This window comes from Limnovirga soli, assembly GCF_013106755.1.
GTDB classification, from domain to species: domain Bacteria; phylum Bacteroidota; class Bacteroidia; order Chitinophagales; family Chitinophagaceae; genus Limnovirga; species Limnovirga soli.
Genome location: NZ_WHPF01000002.1, coordinates 358,704 through 380,861 on the forward strand (window position 1 = coordinate 358,704; position 22,158 = coordinate 380,861).

At 38.8% G+C, this 22,158-nt stretch carries 19 protein-coding genes; 7 read left to right on the plus strand and 12 right to left on the minus strand.

Annotated elements, in window-relative coordinates; translation table 11 throughout:
* Positions 1-60 precede the first annotated feature (60 nt).
* The gene (locus GD597_RS03305) at positions 61-1,518 is read right to left on the minus strand and encodes a hypothetical protein (RefSeq protein ID WP_171606387.1); all 1,458 of its coding nucleotides are present in this window, start codon (positions 1,516-1,518) and stop codon (positions 61-63) included.
* Positions 1,519-1,678: 160 nt separating this feature from the next.
* Complete coding sequence (locus tag GD597_RS03310; protein ID WP_171606388.1) at positions 1,679-2,089, minus strand: VOC family protein; 411 nt, start codon at positions 2,087-2,089, stop codon at positions 1,679-1,681.
* 227 nt (positions 2,090-2,316) lie between these two features.
* Here GD597_RS03310 and GD597_RS03315 point away from each other — a divergent pair, with 227 nt between their 5' ends.
* The 3 genes from GD597_RS03315 (at position 2,317) to GD597_RS03325 (ending at position 4,974) form a co-directional block, all read left to right on the plus strand.
* A complete protein-coding gene (locus tag GD597_RS03315; protein ID WP_171606389.1) occupies positions 2,317-3,060 on the plus strand; it encodes a DUF5995 family protein in 744 nt (247 codons plus the stop codon).
* Between the two features lies 1 nt (position 3,061).
* Positions 3,062-3,778: a pyridoxine 5'-phosphate synthase gene (locus GD597_RS03320; protein ID WP_171606390.1), complete on the plus strand. Its 717-nt coding sequence runs from the start codon at positions 3,062-3,064 to the stop codon at positions 3,776-3,778.
* Between the two features lie 89 nt (positions 3,779-3,867).
* Complete coding sequence (locus GD597_RS03325) at positions 3,868-4,974, plus strand: DUF2911 domain-containing protein (protein WP_171606391.1); 1,107 nt, start codon at positions 3,868-3,870, stop codon at positions 4,972-4,974.
* A gap of 265 nt (positions 4,975-5,239) precedes the next feature.
* On the opposite strand, the gene GD597_RS03330 is transcribed toward GD597_RS03325, so the two are convergent.
* From GD597_RS03330 to GD597_RS03355, 6 genes are all read right to left on the minus strand, one after another.
* On the minus strand, positions 5,240-6,340 hold the full coding sequence (locus GD597_RS03330; protein WP_235954168.1) for a TlpA disulfide reductase family protein: 1,101 nt from the start codon (positions 6,338-6,340) through the stop codon (positions 5,240-5,242).
* A gap of 1 nt (position 6,341) precedes the next feature.
* Positions 6,342-6,941, minus strand: coding sequence for a bifunctional phosphoribosyl-AMP cyclohydrolase/phosphoribosyl-ATP diphosphatase HisIE (gene hisIE / locus GD597_RS03335; RefSeq protein ID WP_171606392.1), 600 nt, complete (start codon positions 6,939-6,941; stop codon positions 6,342-6,344).
* Between the two features lie 163 nt (positions 6,942-7,104).
* Positions 7,105-8,376 (minus strand): DUF2851 family protein, encoded by a 1,272-nt coding sequence (locus tag GD597_RS03340; protein WP_171606393.1) that lies wholly within the window; start codon positions 8,374-8,376, stop codon positions 7,105-7,107.
* A gap of 89 nt (positions 8,377-8,465) precedes the next feature.
* A complete protein-coding gene (locus tag GD597_RS03345; protein WP_171606394.1) occupies positions 8,466-9,029 on the minus strand; it encodes a Maf family nucleotide pyrophosphatase in 564 nt (187 codons plus the stop codon).
* A 230-nt stretch (positions 9,030-9,259) separates the two neighbouring features.
* Positions 9,260-10,636, minus strand: a complete 1,377-nt coding sequence (locus GD597_RS03350) for a HAMP domain-containing sensor histidine kinase (RefSeq protein ID WP_171606395.1) — start codon at positions 10,634-10,636, stop codon at positions 9,260-9,262.
* Positions 10,633-11,331: a response regulator transcription factor gene (locus GD597_RS03355; RefSeq protein ID WP_171606396.1), complete on the minus strand. Its 699-nt coding sequence runs from the start codon at positions 11,329-11,331 to the stop codon at positions 10,633-10,635. The genes GD597_RS03350 and GD597_RS03355 overlap by 4 nt, the downstream gene beginning before the upstream one ends.
* A gap of 30 nt (positions 11,332-11,361) precedes the next feature.
* Between GD597_RS03355 and GD597_RS03360 the strand changes: the two genes are divergently transcribed.
* Positions 11,362-13,092: a M14 family metallopeptidase gene (locus GD597_RS03360; protein ID WP_171606397.1), complete on the plus strand. Its 1,731-nt coding sequence runs from the start codon at positions 11,362-11,364 to the stop codon at positions 13,090-13,092.
* Between the two features lie 97 nt (positions 13,093-13,189).
* On the opposite strand, the gene GD597_RS03365 is transcribed toward GD597_RS03360, so the two are convergent.
* From GD597_RS03365 to GD597_RS03375, 3 genes are all read right to left on the minus strand, one after another.
* Complete coding sequence (locus GD597_RS03365) at positions 13,190-13,795, minus strand: hypothetical protein (protein ID WP_171606398.1); 606 nt, start codon at positions 13,793-13,795, stop codon at positions 13,190-13,192.
* Between the two features lie 147 nt (positions 13,796-13,942).
* Positions 13,943-15,655 (minus strand): TonB-dependent receptor, encoded by a 1,713-nt coding sequence (locus tag GD597_RS03370; RefSeq protein ID WP_171606399.1) that lies wholly within the window; start codon positions 15,653-15,655, stop codon positions 13,943-13,945.
* A 134-nt stretch (positions 15,656-15,789) separates the two neighbouring features.
* Positions 15,790-18,831 (minus strand): tetratricopeptide repeat protein, encoded by a 3,042-nt coding sequence (locus tag GD597_RS03375; protein ID WP_171606400.1) that lies wholly within the window; start codon positions 18,829-18,831, stop codon positions 15,790-15,792.
* Between the two features lie 259 nt (positions 18,832-19,090).
* Between GD597_RS03375 and GD597_RS03380 the strand changes: the two genes are divergently transcribed.
* From GD597_RS03380 to GD597_RS03390, 3 genes are all read left to right on the plus strand, one after another.
* On the plus strand, positions 19,091-19,498 hold the full coding sequence (locus GD597_RS03380) for a DoxX family protein (protein ID WP_171606401.1): 408 nt from the start codon (positions 19,091-19,093) through the stop codon (positions 19,496-19,498).
* Positions 19,499-19,764: 266 nt separating this feature from the next.
* Positions 19,765-20,763, plus strand: a complete 999-nt coding sequence (gene trpS, locus GD597_RS03385; protein WP_171606402.1) for a tryptophan--tRNA ligase — start codon at positions 19,765-19,767, stop codon at positions 20,761-20,763.
* 96 nt (positions 20,764-20,859) lie between these two features.
* On the plus strand, positions 20,860-21,495 hold the full coding sequence (locus tag GD597_RS03390) for a deoxynucleoside kinase (protein ID WP_171606403.1): 636 nt from the start codon (positions 20,860-20,862) through the stop codon (positions 21,493-21,495).
* A gap of 147 nt (positions 21,496-21,642) precedes the next feature.
* Here the strand turns inward: GD597_RS03390 and GD597_RS03395 are convergent, their stop codons facing one another.
* Complete coding sequence (locus tag GD597_RS03395) at positions 21,643-22,158, minus strand: YeeE/YedE family protein (protein WP_171606404.1); 516 nt, start codon at positions 22,156-22,158, stop codon at positions 21,643-21,645.

The window sequence follows — 22,158 nt, forward strand, 5'->3', positions numbered from 1 at the left end:
TCAGCACAAGAGTGCGACGCAAGTAAAGCTGCATGATGTTTCTAAAGCCGGGTACACAATTTATATGGTGCTTTTAGGGCAATTAACTGCATCTTTTGTTTTGGGCTTAAACGGATGAATATTGAGTAACAGGTAACCGCCACCATTATAGGTTTGGGTACCGGTTTTTAACCAATTAAACATGTCTAAATTATGCAGTCCCAACAGCAATGGGCCTAGTTTTAAGGCACCACCTACCCATAATTGCCCCTGTGTATTGTATTGCACAGGAAAGTAAATGCCCAGTTGGCGGGTTTCCCAGCGTGGGGTAACGGTTAGCAGGTTTATTTCCCTTGTTTTTATAGCATCCCATGGTTGGGTAGAAAAGAAATTGATGTTTAATTGTGTGTTTACATAAAAGTGATTGCCCAGGTTTTTATCAACACTCATTACCATTCGGGTAGGATTGGCAATAACAAAATTGGAGGTAAGGGAATCGATGGTATTTACATATGTAGATAACGTATTGCGTAAACCTCTGATGGAAGACACATTATTATTTGAGGAGGTTAACGCAGAACTGGTAGCCTGCGAAGTTGGATTGGATGCTTTAAAAGAACCATCTGCCGGGGTAAAAATATTTTTACCAATATCCATAATGCTTACCCCAATTTTCCATTCATAATTTTCTGCATTTAGTGCTTCTTCTTCATAGGCAGATCCCTTTCTAAACAGATATTCAAAACCCACATTAAGGTTAATAGAAGAATGGGTGTTTTTATAAAAGGCTTTCAGGTTATCGCCTATACTTTTATTCTCGTCAAGCAACGCATAATTAGAAGAATATGCTGCTTTTATGGAGCCACCGGTAGCCGCATAATCGGGGTTGCCATTAGGGTCTATAATATCCATATAATTTAACTGGTAGGCATTGGCATTTAACCCGGATAAAGCCTTGGTATACCCTGCGGTTAAACCAATGGTAAAGCGGTCGTTATCACTTTGCTGAATAACCCGGGAATAGTTTAGGTTCAGCTCCAGCCAGCCACTATGGGTGCCATAACCCTGCAGGTAATTGGTGCCTTTATTTGCTTTTAAAAAATCGGGCACATCGGCAATAGAATCAGTAAATACAAATGGTTCGGCTTTGGCATTTACCAAACACCGGCCCCTGATTCCAAATGCAATAGCAGATTTACTGTTAATGTTAAACCTGGCATTTAATAAAGTGCCGTCAAAATTGCCTTGTAATGATCTTGTTTTAAATCCGCTGGTAATAGCAGCACTGGCCTGCGAATAATCCGTTAACGACATATTGTTTACCACAAAACCGGTATTGCTTAATACTTCTTGTATGGATAACAGATTTACATCCCATTTATACGCCGAATTAACTGTGGCAGCAGGGTTTACAAACATGGCATTTACACCGGCATAGGGCGAGCCATTTAATGCATGATAACTTTGTGCCTGACTACTTGCAGCCATCATTAACAGCAAAGCCATTAGGGTATTTTTTGAAAGGATAGGGTGCTTCATAACTGTTTTCAACGGTATTTTTAAGTAGGGTTACACCCATGCTTCTAATATGGTTGAACAACATAAAAGTACTAAAACAACCCTGGTAGCTTTGTAGAATTATACCTGCAAAATTGTAGATATGATATAGAAAATACCGCTAAACACACCCGTATTTGGTTTAGAGTATCTGGTTAAACTCCAGTCTTTCCCCATCGGGGCCAAGTATATTAAAAAACCGGGTGCCATTTTTCCAAAACGCCAGGTATACGGGCTCCTTTTCAACAATCCTAAAACCTGCTGATTGCATAGTGGCAAAACAAGCATCAACATCATCAGTGTCAAAAGCAATATGGTCAATATGTCCGTTGGTGCGGTTTCTAATGGCTTCCAATTCATTCGCCGGCATTTCATACAATTCAATAATCATATCATTTTGCTGCATCATGGCCACATGCCCGGTATCGCCATTAAATTCAAAACTGGTACCCATTACATTTTCAAAACCAAGGCTTTTATAAAAAGCTTCAGATACTTGTAAATTGGTAACTGGTATGCCAATATGCTGTAGTTTACTAATTGTAATGCTCATATTACTATTGTTTATGGCAGCTAAAATAAGGCTATCCTTTTATAAAATATCGCGTAAAAAATAATTAGGAAATATTTGGTGGCAGGCAATAGTTTTCATGGCATCGCCGCTTGCCACGCTCGGTTCAGGGTTCCTCATATATGGCAGCGCCTGCCTTTGATATATAATTTTCGCAGTAGTGTTATTACTGTTTTCTATTTTTGAAGGCAATAGTTAAAAAATCATCTATGAAGGCCAACTCCATAATAGAAGTTATACAGCAACTCGATAGTATCATAGCAGATTGTCGCAAATCATCTTCAAGGCTGGGCTATTTTGCCTGCCTTTACCGCAATATGACCATCGCCGTGCAGTCAGGCATAGAAAACAACTTATTTGAGGACGGCCCGCGTATGGAAAAACTGGATGTATGTTTTGCCAATCGCTACCTGGCTGCCTATACCGCCTATACAAGCGGGCAAAAACCTACAGCCGCCTGGCAAAAAGCTTTTGATGCCGCTGCTTCCAACCAATGTATTGTTTTACAGCATTTGCTACTGGGCATCAATGCACATATAAATTTGGATTTGGGAATTGCCGCTGCAGAAATAAGTAAAGGTGGAGATTTACAAGCATTGGCAAACGATTTTAATAAAATCAACGATATCATCAGCAACCTCACCGGCGAAGTACAAAATGACCTGGAAAGCATCAGCTGGCCAATGAAATTTTTAAACAATATCAGGCAGGAAAAAGCAGTTATAAATTTTAGCATTACCATTGCCCGCAAAGCTGCGTGGACTAATGCACTTGCATTATCTGCCATTCCATTAAACCAGCAGGAAAATTATATTGTAACATTAGATACGCAGATAGCAGCCATTGCACAAAAAATAATATCACCGGGCTTCTTTGTAAGTTTGCTGTTGCGCAGCATTCGTTTATTCGAAAATGCCAACATTAATAAAAACATAGATTTCTTATATAACTAGCATGACAAAACTGAGCGTTAATATCAACAAATTCGCCACTTTACGTAATAGCCGTGGTGGCAATAACCCAAGTGTAGTACAAGCCGCTATTGATGCACAGCGTTTTGGGGCAGACGGTGTTACCGTTCATCCACGCCCCGATGAACGCCATATACGCTACCAGGATGTATTTGATATTGTACCCATTATTACTACAGAGTTTAATATTGAAGGCAATTGCACCGAACAAAAATTTGTTGATCTTGTACTGGCAGCCAAACCACATCAGGTAACATTGGTGCCGGATGCATTAGGCCAAATAACCAGCAACCACGGATGGAATACCATTGAGCATAAAGCCTACCTTACCGAAATTATAGCCGTATTTAAAGCTGCCGGCATAAGGGTTTCTATTTTTGTAGACCCTGTGGTAGAAATGGTAGAAGGAGCCGCATTAACCGGAACTGATAGAATAGAATTATATACCGAAAGTTATGCAACAGGTTTTGCCACTAATAAACAGTCCGCTATTGCGCCCTATATTGCCGCAGCCCAAAAAGCAAAAGCACTGGGCCTGGGCTTAAATGCCGGCCACGACCTTGACCTGCAAAACCTGCAATTTTTTAAGCAACAAATTCCCTGGCTGGATGAGGTTTCTATTGGTCATGCCCTGGTATGCGATGCCATTTATCTTGGTTATGAAAACACGGTTCAAATGTATAAAAGGCAGCTACAATAAACCATTTATATAACTGGCAAGCATATTTATAAAATTTAACACCCTGTTTTATGGTTGATTTTGTAGTTTAAGCCATCAAAATAAACTTTATGAGAAAAGCACTACTATTATTTGCAGCCGTTGCTATTGGCCAATTGGTGCAAGCACAACTTAGCACCACCCCCAATGGTGGCAATAAAAAAGCCATGGTGGGTGAACGAATTGGTATTACCGATGTAACCATACATTACGACAGACCAGCAGTTAAAGGCCGTGAAGGCAAAATTTGGGGTGAACTGGTTGCTTATGGCTTTACCGATCTTGGTTTTGGCACCAGCAAAGCTGCACCATGGAGAGCAGGCGCCAACGAAAATACTACTATAGAATTTACTGATGATGTAACCATTGAAGGCAAACCATTGCCTGCAGGTAAATATGCTTTTTTTATAGCTGCCGGTGCTGATGAATGCACCCTAATTTTCTCGAAAAACAATACCAGCTGGGGCAGTTTCTTTTATAACGACAAAGAAGATGTACTTCGCGTTACAGTAAAACCCGTTATCCAAAATACCAGCCAGGAATGGCTGCAATACCAGTTTGAGCAGGAAACAGATAATAGCGCCGTAATTGCCCTTTATTGGGAAAAATGGAAAATACCTTTTACCGTTTCAGTAGATTATATTGCTACACAAATGGCTTCCTTCCGCCGGGAACTCAGGTCCGACAAGGGCTTTACCTCCGCTGCCTGGCAGCAGGCTGCACAATTTTGCGCAGATAATAATACCAACCTGGAAGAAGGTTTAGTGTGGGCAGATTATGCCATTAGTGCCGAATTTATTGGTGAGAAAAATTTTCAAACACTTTCTACCAAGGCCGGTATTTTAACAAAGCTTAACCGCGGCCCAGAGGCAGATGCCATTATGAAAGAAGCCTTGCCATTGGGTAATATGAACCAGGTGCACAACTACGGCAGACAACTGCTTTTACAAAAAAGAAGCAAAGAAGCTTTTGATATTTTCAAAGCCAATTTTTATAAATACCCCAATACTTTTACCACCAATATGGGTATGGCACGTGGTTTTTCGGCTATTGGAAATTATAAAGAAGCACTAAAATATGCTATAGCAGCATTGCCACAGGCACCAGACCCTGGTAATAAGGTTAGTGTACAAACTATGATAGATACATTAAAAGTTGGTAAAGACATTAATCAATAATAACCATTACTGTACTAAAAAAAGCACACGGTTTTACTGTGTGCTTTTTTTGTGCCTTTACACAAGGTAATATTTGTAGCCAGGCGAAATCTCAATAGTTAACTTTACTTCCGTCGCACTCTTGTACTGTAGTAATACTATGCAGCTTTATAAAATGGCTGTTGCGTTAGGGATTGCAGCGGAAAGCCCGCAACGAAGCGCAGCGACGTGAGGACTTGTAGCGAAAAGCCCGGGCCCAAAGGGCAACGCCCAAAATACATTACACTTATTTTACAAATTGTTGCAAAGCTGCCAACAATGCCGGCCCACGCAAATCTCTGGCTATAATGGTGCCGTTGGGATCAATTAAAAAATTCTTTGGGATAGATTGTACACGATATAATTGTGCCACTGCATTACTAAAATATTGCAAATCGCTAATATGTGTCCAGGTTAACTGGTCTTTATGTATTGCCTGTAGCCAACTATTTTTATCCTGATCGAGAGATACACCAATAATGGTAAAATTTTTATTTTTAAATTGGTTATACGCCGATACTACATTGGGGTTTTCTTTGCGGCAGGGGCCACACCAGCTGGCCCAAAAATCGATGAGTACATATTTTCCTTTAAACTGTGCAAGACTCACCTGTTTACCAATGGTATCTGTTTGGGTAAAATCCATGGCCTGTGTACCAACTGCACCTACTTTTGCGCTTTCAATTACCTGCTTTATACCACTGGCATAACGGCTGGTAGTTGCGGCAGACTGTAAAATGTTAAAGCGTTTTTCCAGCAGTTTAGCGTCTTTATTAGGATCCATATCGTAACTATACGCCAGTATTAAGGAAGCTACCGGCGAACTATTGCGGCGGCTTAAAAAACGGTCGATACTGGTTTGGTAAATGTTATACGAGGTATTTAGCATGATGGCAAAAGAATCCTGTGCAGATTTTGTGCCTGCCTGTTGCATTTGGGTACGGTAATAATTTACAAAATCGCTTAAGGGCTTTATTTCGTATAAAAACTCTTCGTAATCTGCATGGCTTGATGAGCCTGTTATAGTAACATCCTGTAAATCTGCAGTTGAGGCCGAAATGGTAATTTGATCATTACCCATAAATAAAAACAGCCTTCTTTGTATGCTGGATAAAATCAGCATTCTGCCATCTGCATTATTTAATTTTCCGGTTAACCTGAAATTGCCATTATGCGCTGTTGTTGCAGCAATGGTATCGGCTTCGTTATTTCCGGCCAGGTACACCACACTTTCTTCAGCAAGGCCGTTTATATGACCGTTAATTACAAATGCGCTGGTACTGTCTGGCTGCGCAAAAGCAGCAGTACTTAAAAAACAGGTAAACAAAAAGAAAACAGAAAATCTCATATTATTTTTTTGAATGGCGTTGCTGCAATATAGTAAGCACCTCTTGCAAATTATGACCTTTAGCGTTAAGTAAAATTAAATAATGAAAAAGCAAGTCGGCCGCTTCGTTTAAAAAAAGTGATTCATTATTATCTTTTGCTTCAATAACCAGTTCTACGGCTTCTTCCCCAACTTTTTGTGCAATTTTATTGATGCCTTTGGCAAACAAGGAAGCTACATAGGAACTATCCGGCGTGGCTTTACGGCGCAGGTTGATTATTTCTTCCAGATAGAGTAGAAAATTACTGTCGTGGTTGGTTTCGCTCCAGCAGGTATCAGCCCCTGTGTGGCAAACCGGGCCCAGTGGATGCACTTTAATCAGCAGCGTATCATTATCACAATCAACTGCCATGGTTTTTAATTCCAGAAAGTTACCACTCTCTTCACCTTTTGTCCAAAGTCTGTTTTTGCTTCTGCTAAAAAAAGTAACTTTTCCGGTTGATTCAGTTTTATGCAAAGCCTCTTCGTTCATAAACCCCAGCATCAATACTTTTTCTGTATCAAAATCCTGTATAATTGCCGGCACAAGTCCATCGGCATATTTTTTAAAATCAATCTTCATAATAATAAATAAAGCCGCGAAGTTAACATATTTAAATAGAGATTGCTGCCGAATGCCTTTACTGTGTACCCGGCTGTAGCAACAATATTCGCCTTTACCTGCACAGTTTACCCCGGAATTGATACGGGGCACTCTTGTACTAAACAGCTTTATACAGCTAAAATTACCCTTTACGCAAAATGGCATTTCCAACTGCGCAGCTTAAGCAATGCTTGTATTTACAATAGTTATTTTTTAACTCAATAAGTGCCTGCGAGTCGAAGGCATTGGTGTTGCCCACTTGTTTTGCCTTCCATTGTTTGGTAATAGCATTTTCCTCTGGCTTAAGCCAGGTTAAAAACTGTATAGCCCTGTCTTTATACATCTGCTCTTTATGGTGCATCCCATAGGCAAACAACACAGGCACTATGGTATTGATAATAATGTTATTCATCATTTCTGCTCCCAAAGTTTTGGGTTTAAAGGCGGTAGATTCATCAAAAACATAGTGGTAATGCCAATAGTCGTTGGCAGTAATATCCAGTAAATGTTTTAATGCTACCATGGTATCTATCTCAAGCACTTTTGAAAACAAATGATTGCTTTTATAAACCAGCATGGCCAATTGGGCCAGCCTGATAGTTGGAAAATTTGCTGGCCGCATTCGTAGAAAATCTGGTGATTTTGGCAAAGCCGTTAAGCCAAATTTTGCTGACAGAAAGCGATATTCCCTTTGTAATAACTTAGGATAATCATCAGTAAAATCGCCTTTTAATAAACCTGCCTGCCCCATTAACAAAGCTTCCAGTTGAATTACCTGGTTTTTATGTTTGGCTAAAACGTTTACAGGCAAACTGGCTGCCATTTGCTGAAAATGATCGGCATTTACTTTTGCCCCAAAGTTTTTGGCCAGTTGCCACCAAAAAACCTCCTCCCAATGGTTATTGGATTGTTGTAGCAATGCCAATACTACTGCAGATTTTCTTTGCAATCTTTCCACCAGCAAACGTTCTTTCCAGGCCAGCCAACCCATTTCACTTAACACAGGCAACTGATGATAACAGGGCACCACCATGGGTGTTTCCATCAATTGTTGGTATTGCTGTAACAGTATTTTGGGAACAAGTGGTTCTAATTCTATGGTAGCAATATTATTTTTATAAGCGTCCTGCACTGCCATATCGTGCTGCCAAACTACATGTAGTATTACATTATTATAATTAACGTCTGCCGCATGTTTATGCGTTATCCAATCAGACGATTTTACGTGCAATTCTATATTGCCGGCCCAAATGGTATTATCAATTTTTATGCGTGCAGAAAGAAAATCGGGGCCCTGATTATGATTAATGGTACCATGCTGCATAATGGCTATGGGGTTGCCATCAATTGTAACAAGCTGCTGCTTATTAAAGTATTGAAACTGCCATATAAATTGTAATAATTTTTCGTTCATAGCCGTACTGTTAGGGTTGTAATGCTAATGTTTGCCATTTCAAGTTAATAAAAACAATAATTTCTTTAGCTTAAAAGGCCCAATTATAATTACAATTCCTGTAAAGCCTGCACAACGCGGCTTACGGGTAAACCCATAACATTATAAAAATCTCCGTTAATTGATTTTATACCCACAACGCCAATCCATTCCTGAATGGCATAGGCACCCGCTTTATCATAAGGTGCATATTTATCTACATAAAAAATAATCTGCTCCCCGGTAAGCGAATGAAATTCCACTTCAGTAATATCAGCGAAAGAGATTGTTTTAGTGGCACTCATAATAACCACGCCGGTAATAACCCGGTGTTTTTGGCCAGACAAAGAAGATAAAATGCGGATAGCATCTTCTCTGTTTGTGGGTTTATTAATAATAGTATTACCCAATACCACCACGGTATCAGCTGCCAGTACAGGTACTTGGTTACCTACCATTGCCTGAACGGCTATAGCTTTATTAGTGGCAATATATACAGGTACTTCTTCAGGTGGCATGGTGGCCGGAAAACTTTCATCGGTTGATTGAATGACAATAGTAAATGGCACTTCGGCCCATTCTAATAATTGCTTGCGGCGTGGCGACTGAGAGGCGAGTATTATGGGAGCTATCATGCCAGCAATATTATTATTTAATGCGCATATTAGCAATTTGAAACTGCTTTTACTGCGTTAGGGATTGCAGCGGAAAGCCCGCAGCGCAGCGAGGACTTCCAGCGCAAAGCCCGACCCGTTAGGGTAACGCCCAATTATGCTACTAGATTTTTATGTAGCCGGCTATAGATTAAGATGCAGCTGCTCTTGCCACGCTCGGTTCAGGGTTCCAGCCCTGTGGCAGCTATATATTATGGTCGTATAAACATAATGGAAAAACGGTTGGTATTTTCGTCTAAAGCATGATACTCAATAATGCCGCGGTGTAACTCAATAATGCGTTTTACAATAGGCAAACCCAAACCAAAACCTTTTTGTTTTTGTGAATTCTCGCCCCTGAAAAATGGCAGGAATAAATGGGGTGTTTCTTTTGGTTTCATTACGGGCCCATCATTATCAAAATGTATATGTATACGATGGGCATGGGTTTCCAGCGCTATCCGCACTTCTTTACTGGCAGAATATTTATAGGCATTTTTTATTAAATTTCTAAAGGCCGATTTTAGCAAGGTTTCGTTGCCATTTATAGCCAGATAATCTTCATTATCCGGGGCATTGATAAAATCGAAATTGGCGTTTAAATCGGGCAATGTTTTTTGAACAGCTGCAATTGAATCGTACACCAGTTCGTCTATACGCACCAATGGCCAATCTGGCGAGTACCTTACTGTTTCGTATTGGGATAATAACAATAGTGAATTGGCCAGATCTATCATTTCCTGCTGATCTTCCTTTAAAGATTCCAGTACTTTTTTATATTCTTCTGCAGTTTGATCTCTTCTTAAAGCAGATTCGGTTTGGGCCATCATAGTAGCCAATGGCGTACGCAACTCATGGGAAGCGTGGTGTACAAAATTCTTCTGTATTTGAAATGCCCGCTCCAATCTGTCGAGCATATCATTAAAATTGGAGGCAATTTGTACAATTTCATTATTCTTAATATTACCCTTACCCACATTTACCCTTTGCTTAAGATTGGTTTCGGTAATACGGCGCATTTGGGCACTAAGGTTTACCAGTGGTCGGGATATTATAATTACATAAAAGAATGCGAATAAGCCAATAGTTAAAATACTACCCAATGCAACAAAAATCATGATAAACTTAAGTGTATTAAGTCTGGACAAGCCATATTTATCATAAGCAGTTGCAATAACAAAATATTCTTGTCCCTGCTTATTTAAATACAGGCCAACACCCTCATTTACACCTCTGGTAAATGAGTACATTTTTTTCTCCTTTATTTTAATAAGTAGACTGGTATCAATTTTTACCTTGGTTTCAGTAGGTTTTGGCCTGATTAATTGAAAAGAAGGGCTAACAATAAAAAACTGGTAATTGATAGGCTCACCTGGTAAGAAGTTTTTTAGCTTGGCTTCTATTGCACTATCAGATTCTTCAATAGAAAAATAGTGCATATACTCGCTATATGCATGCGCCCAAAGCCTTTTATTAAAGTCTTGCTCCCGGGAATGGGCATATAAAGTGTATATGATAAAAAATGAACTAAGGAGGATTAAAGATACCACCAAAGTAAGCGTTAAAACAAACCTTAACCTAACACTCATGACAGCGGGGCCTCCCTTACATAATAACCAAATCCGGGTTTTGTATGAATAAGTTTGGTTTCATAAGGTTTATCAATTTTATTGCGCAGAAAACTGATATATACTTCAATGGTATTGGTTCCTGTATCGAAACTCAGGTCCCATACCTTTTGCATAATTTCCTGTTTGGGTATTACTTTTCCTTTGTTACGGGAAAGCAGTACCAGTAAGGCAAACTCTTTAGCGGTAAGGTTTATATTCTTTTCATTACGGGTAACCGTTTTGTTATTCATGTCAATTACCAAATCAGCCACCACAATTTTATCAGTTTCTATAGTGCCGGATTCTGCTCTTTTCAAAAACACTTTAATCCTGGCAAAAAGTTCATCAAAGTGAAATGGCTTTACAATATAGTCATCCGCACCAAGCGAAAAAGCATCTACCTTATCCTGTAATTCACCCAAAGCGGTTAACATGATAATAGGCACTTTACTATTTTGCTGCCGAAATTCCTTGCACAAAGCAAGCCCGTTTTTATAGGGTAGATTGATATCCAGCAATACTATTGAATATGGATGCTGGCTAAATAATTTTTCTGCAACTGCGCCATCATAAGCTACATCGGCCTGATAGCCCTGACGTATCAGCTCTTCCTGAATAACCTGACTAAGTTTGGGTTCGTCTTCTGCAATTAATATCCTGTAGTTGTTTTCCATTATCTTCATCTAAAATTGATAGGACAATTTATGAAAAAAATTTTGTTTAACATTATTCTTCTTTTTTCTATTACCTGTTTTTCCCAGAAAAACGCGATCACCTTTGAAAAAAGTAACGGAAAACAAAGCAGTGACTACTTTGAATGCATCAAATTTTATAAGGATTTAGATGCGCTTTATCCTACAGTTCAAATAAAATTATTCGATGCCACTGATGCCGGCGAACCGCTGCATTTAGTGCTTTTTAGCAAAAACGGGCAATTCAATCCAGTACAATGGCATAACCAAAACAAGGTGGTAATTTTAATAAACAATGGCATCCATCCCGGGGAACCCGATGGTATTGATGCCAGCATGTTATTACTGCGAGACCTAACCAATGGAACTATAAAAGCACCCGACAATGTAGTAATAGGTATAATACCCGTTTACAATATTGGTGGCAGTTTAAACCGTAGCCCTTTTTCAAGGGTAAACCAGCAAGGGCCTGAATTGTATGGCTTTAGGGGTAATTCACAAAACCTTGACCTGAACAGGGATTTTATTAAATCAGATACCAAAGAAGCTGTTGCTTTTGCCCGAATTTTTCATTGGATGAATCCGGATATTTTGGTTGACAATCATGTAAGTGATGGTGCAGATTACCAGCATACCATGACCCTGCTAACCACTCAGCATAATAAATTAGGTGGTGCTATTGGCAGTTTTTTGCATAATACTTTTGAACCTGCCCTTTTTGCAGGGATGGATGCCAAAAACTGGCCAATGTGCCCCTATGTAAATTTTGAAGAAGGTAACCCCGGCAAAGGCTGGGAAGCTTTTTACGATCCTCCGCGTTATAGCAGCGGCTATGCGGCCTTATTTCAAACCATGGCTTTTATGCCCGAAACGCATATGCTAAAGCCATTTGCCGACAGGGTTAAAAGTACCTATGCCTTATTAACCACCTTTTTAGAAAAAACCTCTTTGTATGCAAACGATATAATTACAAACCGTAAAACGGCCATAAGCGAAGTAATGCGGCAACAAAGTTTTGGGTATAACTGGAAAGCAGATACCTCCAAATTTGATATCATCAAATTTAAAGGGTACGCAGCCGATTCGGCCATTAGTGCCGTTACGGGTTTTAAACGATTATTTTATAATCACGAAAAACCTTTTGAATTACCAGTGCGGTTATACGACTATTTTCAACCCACAGTTATGGTTAACAAGCCAAAGGCCTATATTATTCCAAAAGGCTGGCATAAGGCGCTTGACTTGCTTAGGCTTAATGGCATTGCGATGCAAACGCTGAAAAAAGACACAACTATTCTGGTAGAATATTACCATATCGACAACTATAAATCTTACTCAAAACCCTACGAAAAACATCATCCCAACTATGATATTCAATTAAGCACCAAAAAAGATAGCATTCATTTTTTAAAAGGCGATTTGCTGGTTTATACTGGTCAGCCTGGAGATGCCTATTTAATGGAAGTGCTGGAACCTTTAAGTGATGACAGTTTTTTTAGATGGAATTTCTTTGATGCCGTATTACAACAAAAAGAAGGCTACAGTAATTATAGGTGGGAAGATGTAGCTGCATCTTTTTTAGAACAACATCCCGAAATAAAACAACAGCTGGAGGAAAAGAAACAAGCGGATAAAACATTTGCCGCATCGGCTGATGCACAGTTGTATTTTGTATATACACATTCCCCTTATTACGAGCCGGCGCATTTAAGATACCCGGTATACCGGCTTACAAACAATTAAAAGTGCAGTAATTAAAGTATTGGCCAGAGGTACGCCTAAGCATGAGGCATTCTTGCGTCGCACTCTTGTACGGCAACAAAACTGGCAGCAAATACAACTATCTGGTAAAAAAATATAAGGCTATAATTGCTATGCCAATAGCGGCCAGTATAAGCGCATGTTGCAGCCATTTTTCTTTTGGGGGAGCATCATCATCTGTTAATCCATCCTCAGTTAATGCTGTATCGCTTACAATGCCTAGCTGGGTATGCATTTCGGCCGAGGTTTTGTCCTCCTCGCCTACCCTAACCTGGTGAATGGCATTTTGCCTGATTACTTTTTGAGCAGCCATTGGTGCAAAAAACAAACCGGATGCAGCCAATGGTTTAAATTGAACTACTTCATTTTGTTTGGATAAGGAACCAATGCCATGCAGCACAAATACAAGTCCGCTGTTTAGTTGCGCCTGCATATCGTTTATAAAAGCAGAAAACTGCTCAGTAATTTCATCAATGGTTAGCCCTGTGCAGGAAGCTATATATCTTACCAAACCAGAGTCGTACAATGAATTGGAAGGTACAAACGCAATGGCTTTGGAGGGTGCATCTATCGTTTTATCCGCAAATTGCAGCGATGCCGGTTTATGTTCTACTGTAAATGACCCCAAACCCGGCAATACCAGGTTTTTATACAGGGAAAGATATGAAAGACAATATTGATGCATGTGTGTATTGTAACAGTTACCCTGAAAATTACAAATTTTTAATCAGGTATATCAATTGTATTTGCCGCCCAAAGATATGTGGTACAAGTGTGCGACGCAAGGAACGATACAGAAAAGTGCTTTTGCCTGGCTACAAAAAACTTTAGCCTATTTAAGCTGGGCTATTTTAGTTTTTATATCACCAAATGAAAAAACCACACCTGCCAATACGTTAAAGCCAAGTGCCTCATATTGGTTCCAGCGCTGGTATTTGTTGTTAAGCAGATTGTTCATTTGTACCCAACCATTAAGATTAGGTAGAATGGTGAACTCTACCCCCACATTTAAATCTGCTGCAGGTTTTAATTTTTGGCTGCCTAAACTTTTATTGCGGTATTGGGCACCATCCCAAAAATAAATATCACTTTTAACCAGAAAATCTTTTACAACCTGCCATTTAAGTGAGCCATTTAATTCAATAGGTAATAGTCCCCATGCTTTTTCATTATCCTGCAAACTACTATACTGGTTAAAAGTAACACCAGCCAGCAAAGACAATTTTTCCTGGAGGGTATAACCAATTTCGCCATGCACCCTGAGTGCATTCATTTGCGCCTCGTTAACCACCTGAAACGATTTGCCGGTAATGGTATCATTTACAAACAACGGCTGATTGCTAAACTGCAGATAACTAACTTTTGCATTATAAGTAACATGCTTGCCTGCGGAACCTTTAAACCCTGCATATTGTTCTTTTATCCTGGTATTTAATAAAAATTTAGGTTGTTGTAACCAGGGATTTAAAGAGGCGAGGTATTGATAATTGGTTTTATTAAAGCGGCCAACCCAGCCAGCCACCAGTATGAATTTATCGTTTTTAATTTTTGCTTCTGCTGTGATGTTTGGCAAAAATGAAAGCACCTCATTATCCCAGGTTGGCGAAACGCCTGCAATTACTTTAACGTTAGGCGTTTTAAATTGCAAGGCAGGTGTTAAACTATATAAATTATTATTTACTGTACCTGCACTATCACTTTTGTAAGTTGTAATGTCAGCCGTTAGACCAAGATTGAATGCGAAAATTTTACCAAAGGTTTTAGACATGGGCGCACTTATAATTAAATTACTTTCTGTGCTACCATGGTTATCACTAAAATTATTGAGTGTAATGGCCGGATTATAATTAATACCAGCAGGGTTTTGTTGCTTATTGCGTAAGGCAATGCTACCGCCGAAAGTGGTAAACCGTTGCCTTAAGTCATCTTTGGTAAATACAAGCGTATCGGGCAAAAATCCATATTGGTACTGGGTATTATTATCATACAGTACGTTTGCCGTCCATTCGCTTTTATTATTGGAACTATTAAAAATGCCGGTACCATCAATATTCATTTTACTAAACTGCTGAAATGGAACGCTGCTTTTAGAGGAAGTATAACGCCCCTTAATGTTTACTACAGACCTGATTCCATCACCCATAGAAGCACCAATTTGCAGATAGGGAGTGGTATAATTACCATAGCCCGCTTTTATAAAGCTCCTGTTTTGCCAATGAATTCCTGTATCAATGTTTTCGGCCAAAGGCTTTAATGCCGGTGACAGATAACTGAAAGTAATGTTTTGTGCAGGCACGTTATACACCAGCTTTGGACTGGCAGTATCAGGAGAAGGTGTAGCTGCACTAAAGTTAACTTTAGCAGTTGTTTTTAAATTAGGTTGAAAAGCAGAGGTAACCGTAACAGTACGCTGTGGCAGGGTATCTTTTTTAACCACGGCTGTTTCTGTTTTAGCTTTGGCTGCCTTTTTCTTTGACTTCTTTTGCTGTGCAAAAACATTAGCTACCAGTACCAGTAAAACCATTATGATAATAAGTCGTTTCATGCTGTAATATTTCGTTATTGCTAATTTTCCCAGATATTTAATCAGGGCTATGCAATATTGTTTAAAACCTGTTTTGCTATCTTGCTTTATCTCTTAGTCCTGGATATTAATGCAATACCAAGGGGTAAAAAGATTTACTGACTCACTTTACTATTCTTCAATTTTTCATCCTGTACCATTGCCAGTTTTTGTTGAGCCTCTTTTTGTAAATCGGGTGACGATGCATTATCTACCACACTTTTCAAAGTGGCTTCTGCATTAAAATAATCAGCCTGTTTAAAATATACATCTCCCAATAAAATATAGGCTTTGGTAATCCAATAATCGTATGAACCTGCTTTATTTATTACATCAAATCCGGCCTTTTCCGCCTCAGGAAAACGGTTTTGCTGCAATAGTATTTCGGCAATTCTGTATCTGGCTTCTGCACCATATTCCGATTTACCCAAATCTATTACGGTTTTATATGCAGCCATTGCTTCAAACAGTTCACTATTATTCTGACTGTTTTTTGCAATAACCATATTGGCCATCATCTTATCATCGGTTGCTATCCCTTTTTGTTGCAAAAGATCTTTTGCATTAGCCACACCTTCTGTCCACTGTGCCAGTTTAAACTGGCAACGCAATAAACCCCGCATGGCTTCCAGTTTATTTTCGGCGCTTACAGCCAACACTTTTAGCTGGTTAAAATATTGCTCAGCTTTATTATAATCTTTTTGTTCAAAATAGGCAATCCTGGCAGCCTGCAAAACACCCGATTCTGCATATTTATTGGGTGCTTTTTCTGCAACAGTAGCGTAGTAGCCAAATGCCTTTGCAAAGTCTTTTCTGTTGTTATAAATTTCAGCCAATTGGTAATTGGCATCCACCGCATATTTACCAGAAGGGAATTGTTTTAAATAACCCGATAAACCCGTGATGGCATTATCATATGCCTTTGAAGCATAGGCTATATTGGCCCCTACATAGGTTAAAGAATCTTCTTCAGAATAACTTACATCTTTGCCATTTTGTCGCATAAAACTTACAAACTCTGCTGTGCGCTGGCTTTCAACAAAAATGTTTCTCACATAATCAACGGCATCATCACTTTCGGCAGAATTTGGATAGCCAGAGATTAGTTTTTTGAAATTATTTAATGCTTCTGTATTATTATTCTGATTAAAATAAGCAATACCCAATTTTAAGAATGCCTGTGGTTGTAAAGCAACCGCATTTTTATTTTTTAATACAGCATTCAATGGTGTTACTGCGGCCTCATATTGCTCATTTGCCAGATAAGTATTGGCCACTTCCATATTAGCATCTGGCACCATTACAGAATTAGGGAATCTGGCACTAATTGATTGAAGCAAACTAATCTTCTCTGTGTATTTACTTCCAGCACCCGCAATAATAGCTTTTTGATATAAAGCATAATCTGCCTGAGCCAGATTATTGTTTATAATGTTATCATACATCTGTAATGCCTTACTAAATTTCTTTTGCATAAAATAGCAATCGGCACTCTTTGTATAAGCATCCAATTCTACAGGCTTTGCATTTGTGGTTATGCTGGTAGAAATTTGCTCAAAATACTTCAAGGCATTTACATAATCTTCCTGTCTCAATGCACTATAACCCAGCGTATATCGAGCATTAGTAATATTTACCTCTCCGTAATTTGCCGGGTTACGCATATAGTTACCCAAATAATAAATGGCAGAATCAAACTCATTATTCCGGAAAGCTATTTCCCCCTTCCAAAAATTAGTATAGGGTAATTGAGCCGCATTATAATCTGCCGTAAAAATCTGATTCAATAAATCATCCGCTTCCGCTATTTGTTGATCGTTTATTAATTCAACCGCATGCCCGTATAATATTTTGGGATATACCCTTTTTACAGTCTCTGTTTTGGCAGGCATTTTACCCACCATATCTAAAGCTTCCTTATAATTATTTGTATTGGCCAGTACGTTTACCAATAAATCTTTTGCTTCGCTGTTATATACCGATTTTGGATATACAGCAATAAAATCCTTCAATTCAGTTAAGGCAATATCGGTAAACCCTAATTCATAGGAAAGTTTACCATAATTAAACCTGGAAATTTCTTTTTGTGCGCTATTACTTACGTTCAATGCGCAAAATAAAAATGCGCTTCTGGCACTTGGCTTTTGCCCCAATTCAAGGTAGGCATCGGCCAGCAGGTACATGCTGTTTTGGGCCAGCGAATCCTGCTTGCCACCCAATTCTTTAAACCCCGCAACCGCCTTTGTATATTGTTTTGCCTGATAATAACAGTAAGATAATTCGTACAAATCCTCCCTGTTTACCTTCTCTGTATTGGTAACAAATGCTTCAATGAAGGGAAGTGCTTTGGCAAAATTTTTCTTTTCAAAATAAATATGCCCTATAATTTGCCTTAATTGCAGGTCATAAAACTGACCACCCTTTTGCAAAGCAGCTTCGCCATATTCAAGTGCTTTATCCTTCTCGCCACTGTAATAATAAATTTCAGTGATATAATAGGGTACAATTCCTTTATAAGCAGGTTTATCCTGGGTTAATTTAAATGCATTTAATGCATCTGTATACCGCTTTTCACCAAAAGCTATAAAACCATAATAATAGTTGGCATCTGTATAATTGGGATCTGTAGGAATTTGGCGTATGGCATCAAATAATGGTTTAGCTTCATTTAACCTTTGCATGGTAAAATATGCATAGCCCTGATGAAATTTCATGTTGGCAATTTCGCTGTTACTCAGGTTGTCAAAAGCAGTTTGCTCATAATAGGTAGCCGCATCAGTAAAATTCTTTTTGGAATAATAATATTCACCCAGGTGGTAACTCATCATTTCTACCCTTGGCTCGTTATGTTCTAATGCTACATACTCTAAGGCATCCTGCTCAGCTGTAGCATCTTTTAAGGTTAAACCGCAAACTATTGAATAATAGCGGGCCTCAGACTGTATAGTAATGGGTATACTGCTATTGTATTTATTGTTCACATACAATTGCTTAAATAATGGGTAGGCCAAACTAAACTGTTCTTTCTGGTATAATTCTTTTGCCAGTTTAAAATCGGCATCAGGATCATCATTTGCTTTTGTGTACTGCGCCTGCGAAAAAAAGGCCGACAAAGCAAGAAGGCTGAGTATGCTTATTTTCTTCAAGTATAAATTCATAGTTTGTTGAACGTATTAATTACTTAAATATTTTTTTCCTATTCTTAATAAAACGCAAAAGCGGGCTAAAGGTAACATGCTTGGGTAGCAAAGCAAAGACTGTTCCACCATTTGTGGATAAACAAAAAATGGCCCTATTTTTCTTTTACTAACAAAACATTTACATCTATAAAAATTATATTTTGCAAACAATAAAAGCCGGTTATAAACAATAGCTTGCACATAATTCCAATAAAAGGCCATCTTTAATACATTTTCTATGAAAAAAATATTGTCTATACATTACAGCAACGGTGCATTTAATTTTTCAATGCTGTTATTAAGGTTAAGTTTTGGCTTATTGATGTTGCTAAAACATGGTATGGATATGCTGATGAACTTTTCAACCATGCAAGCCAAATTTTACAATTTTATGGGCATAGGTTCCAGGTTTTCCTTAATCCTGGCCATTTTTGCTGAGGTTTTTTGCAGCCTGTTTATCATATTGGGTTTGTTTACGCGCTTAGCCTGTATTCCCCTTATCATATTTTTATGTGTAGCCATTTTCTCCTACTACAAAAACAGTCCATGGGGCGAAATGGAGCTATCTATCATTTACCTTACTGCATTTATTACCTTATTGTTTTGTGGTCCGGGTAAAATAAGTGTTGATGGCATGATGCGTTAGTACCTTTTTACAGGCTGTTTTACCAGCAATTTAATGTTTTTGGGCCAGGCCAATCCTAAGCAGGTGCTCTACTTGCGTCGCACTCTTGTACACCAACAAGAAGGCAGCAAGAGTATAATAATTCTATATATCCAAAAGCCCAAACCTGTTCCAAACGATGCAGTGTGCGACGCAAGCGGTGCTAAATAGCAATACTACAGCCCGGCTCAAAAAAAATAAGCAATCTCATCCTCAATCACCCTGCATTATTTTATCTTCGCCCACTTATGAAGAAAGAGGTTGTTTTAAGTGGCATAAGGCCTACCGGTTTTTTACACCTGGGTAATTATTTCGGTGCCGTGAATAATTGGGTGCAAATGCAGCACGAGTTTGACTGTTATTTTTGTGTGGTGGACTGGCATAGCCTTACAACCCACCCCGATACAAAAGAGCTTAAACATAATGTACTCAGGCTTTTGTCTGAGCTAATAGCCAGCGGTCTTGACCCGGAAAAATGCGTATTGTTTATTCAAAGCGATGTGCCCGAAATTGCAGAATTATACCTGTATCTGAACATGATGGCTTATAAGGGGGAATTAGAAAAAACCACCACTTTCAAAGATAAAGTTAGGGCCAACCCAGAAAATGTAAATGCCGGATTGCTTACTTACCCTGTTTTACAAAGTGCCGATATTCTAATACATCGTGCCCTTAAAGTACCGGTGGGTAAAGATCAGGAACAGCACCTGGAAATGTGCCGCAATTTTGCCGAACGTTTTAACCATCGCTATGGTGAGGTTTTCCCCATTCCACAGGCATTTAATTATGGAAACGATCTTATTAAAATAATGAGCCTGGATGGTAATGGCAAAATGAGTAAGAGCGAAAACCATATGAACACGCTTTACCTGGCTGATGATAATGACCTGATTCGTAAAAAAATTATGAAGGCCAAAACCGATAGTGGCCCCACCACCCCCAATGCTGAAAAGCCTGATTATATTGAAAACCTGTTTGGCCTGATGCATTTGGTAAGCGAAAAACAGGTTATAGAAAAATTTGAAGCCGATTTTAACAACTGCGTCATTCGTTATGGCGATATGAAAAAGCAATTGGCCGAAGATATGGTACAATTTATGGCTCCAATAAGGGATAAAGCTTTTGCTATTCAAAACGATCATGCCTATTTATCGGGTATTATAAAAGCGGGTGCCGAAAAAGCCAGGGCCAGTGCAGCCGCTACCCTACTGGAAGTTAGAAAGGCAGTGGGCGTTAATTATATTTAAACAATAGTATTGCTTAAATATTTCTTGCATTTAAAATCCAATTTGAAGTGGTAAAAACTTAACTTCAAAAAAAAAATAGAAAACCGCAGAATTAATATGGCCAAGTCAAAGAAACCCAAGCATATAGCCGTTGCAGGAAATATAGGAGCAGGTAAAACAACCTTAACAGAACTACTAAGTAAACATTATAAATGGATACCCCAGTTTGAGGATGTTGACCATAACCCCTACCTGATGGATTTTTATGAGGATATGCCCCGCTGGAGTTTTAATCTGCAGATCTACTTTTTAAACAGTAGGCTTAACCAATTACTGGAAATACAACGAGGTACCGAAACCATTATACAGGACAGAACCATTTACGAAGACGCCAATATTTTTGCACCAAATCTGCACGATATGGGGCTAATGAGCAAAAGGGATTTTGATAATTATTATCATTTTTTTCAAACCCTGCAATCAATGGTGCAGCCGCCGGATTTATTGATATATTTAAAAGCATCTGTGCCAACCCTGGTAGGGCAAATTCAAAAACGTGGCCGCGAATATGAAGAAAATATAAGGCTTGACTATATTAAAAAACTAAATGAGCTGTACAATAAATTTATAGAAGGATATAAAGAAGGCCCATTGCTGATTATAGATGTAGACAAAAATAATTTCCCGGAAAAAGATGAAGACCTTGGAGAAATTATCTCAAAAATAGATGCCACATTATATGGACTGTTTTAAAAAAATTAAAAGACCTGCTACCAGGTCTTTTTTTATGGGCCCAACTTTTAAGCAATAAAGCAACTTTACTTGCGTCGCACACTTCAGGGTTCCTCCTTTGTGGCAACTGAAATATTGCGTAGTATATTTTATATTATCCTGATATATTTAATGCGGTAATTTATCTCTTACCAAACCATATACCCATGTACCGGCAATGGAACTTAACAACACAACAATTACAACAGTTGCTCCATTACCAATTAAAGCAAACAATGGGCCCGGGCAGGCACCGGTTAAAGCCCATCCAAAACCAAAAATAAGGCCACCATATATTTGCCCTTTATTAAATTTTTTACCCGTTAAATCAATGGCTTCGCCATGGATGGTTTTTATTTTAAAGCGTTTAATAATATATACAGAAATGGCGCCCACCATTACCGCCGACCCAATTACCCCATACATATGAAAGCTTTGCAACCTAAACATCTCCTGTATTCGAAACCAGGAAACTACCTCGGCTTTTACCAGTAAGATACCAAATAATATACCGGCAATAAGGTATTTAATATTATACCACCATGGATGTTGCAGTGCCGAATCGTTAATACACATGGTGTCTAATGAACGTACTTCAAAATCTGTATTTTGTTCGGTGGTAGTGCTTGTTTTTATAGAAGACAT

Bases quoted from the DNA above. Each gene is read 5' to 3' on its own strand.
- GD597_RS03305 (WP_171606387.1), bottom strand. From the start codon at position 1,518: ATGAAGCACCCTATCCTTTCAAAAAATACCCTAATGGCTTTGCTGTTA.
- GD597_RS03310 (WP_171606388.1), bottom strand. From the start codon at position 2,089: ATGAGCATTACAATTAGTAAACTACAGCATATTGGCATACCAGTTACC.
- GD597_RS03315 (WP_171606389.1), top strand. From the start codon at position 2,317: ATGAAGGCCAACTCCATAATAGAAGTTATACAGCAACTCGATAGTATC.
- GD597_RS03320 (WP_171606390.1), top strand. From the start codon at position 3,062: ATGACAAAACTGAGCGTTAATATCAACAAATTCGCCACTTTACGTAAT.
- GD597_RS03325 (WP_171606391.1), top strand. From the start codon at position 3,868: ATGAGAAAAGCACTACTATTATTTGCAGCCGTTGCTATTGGCCAATTG.
- GD597_RS03330 (WP_235954168.1), bottom strand. From the start codon at position 6,340: ATGAGATTTTCTGTTTTCTTTTTGTTTACCTGTTTTTTAAGTACTGCT.
- hisIE (WP_171606392.1), bottom strand. From the start codon at position 6,941: ATGAAGATTGATTTTAAAAAATATGCCGATGGACTTGTGCCGGCAATT.
- GD597_RS03340 (WP_171606393.1), bottom strand. From the start codon at position 8,376: ATGAACGAAAAATTATTACAATTTATATGGCAGTTTCAATACTTTAAT.
- GD597_RS03345 (WP_171606394.1), bottom strand. From the start codon at position 9,029: ATGATAGCTCCCATAATACTCGCCTCTCAGTCGCCACGCCGCAAGCAA.
- GD597_RS03350 (WP_171606395.1), bottom strand. From the start codon at position 10,636: ATGAGTGTTAGGTTAAGGTTTGTTTTAACGCTTACTTTGGTGGTATCT.
- GD597_RS03355 (WP_171606396.1), bottom strand. From the start codon at position 11,331: ATGGAAAACAACTACAGGATATTAATTGCAGAAGACGAACCCAAACTT.
- GD597_RS03360 (WP_171606397.1), top strand. From the start codon at position 11,362: ATGAAAAAAATTTTGTTTAACATTATTCTTCTTTTTTCTATTACCTGT.
- GD597_RS03365 (WP_171606398.1), bottom strand. From the start codon at position 13,795: ATGCATCAATATTGTCTTTCATATCTTTCCCTGTATAAAAACCTGGTA.
- GD597_RS03370 (WP_171606399.1), bottom strand. From the start codon at position 15,655: ATGAAACGACTTATTATCATAATGGTTTTACTGGTACTGGTAGCTAAT.
- GD597_RS03375 (WP_171606400.1), bottom strand. From the start codon at position 18,831: ATGAATTTATACTTGAAGAAAATAAGCATACTCAGCCTTCTTGCTTTG.
- GD597_RS03380 (WP_171606401.1), top strand. From the start codon at position 19,091: ATGAAAAAAATATTGTCTATACATTACAGCAACGGTGCATTTAATTTT.
- trpS (WP_171606402.1), top strand. From the start codon at position 19,765: ATGAAGAAAGAGGTTGTTTTAAGTGGCATAAGGCCTACCGGTTTTTTA.
- GD597_RS03390 (WP_171606403.1), top strand. From the start codon at position 20,860: ATGGCCAAGTCAAAGAAACCCAAGCATATAGCCGTTGCAGGAAATATA.
- GD597_RS03395 (WP_171606404.1), bottom strand. From the start codon at position 22,158: ATGTCTTCTATAAAAACAAGCACTACCACCGAACAAAATACAGATTTT.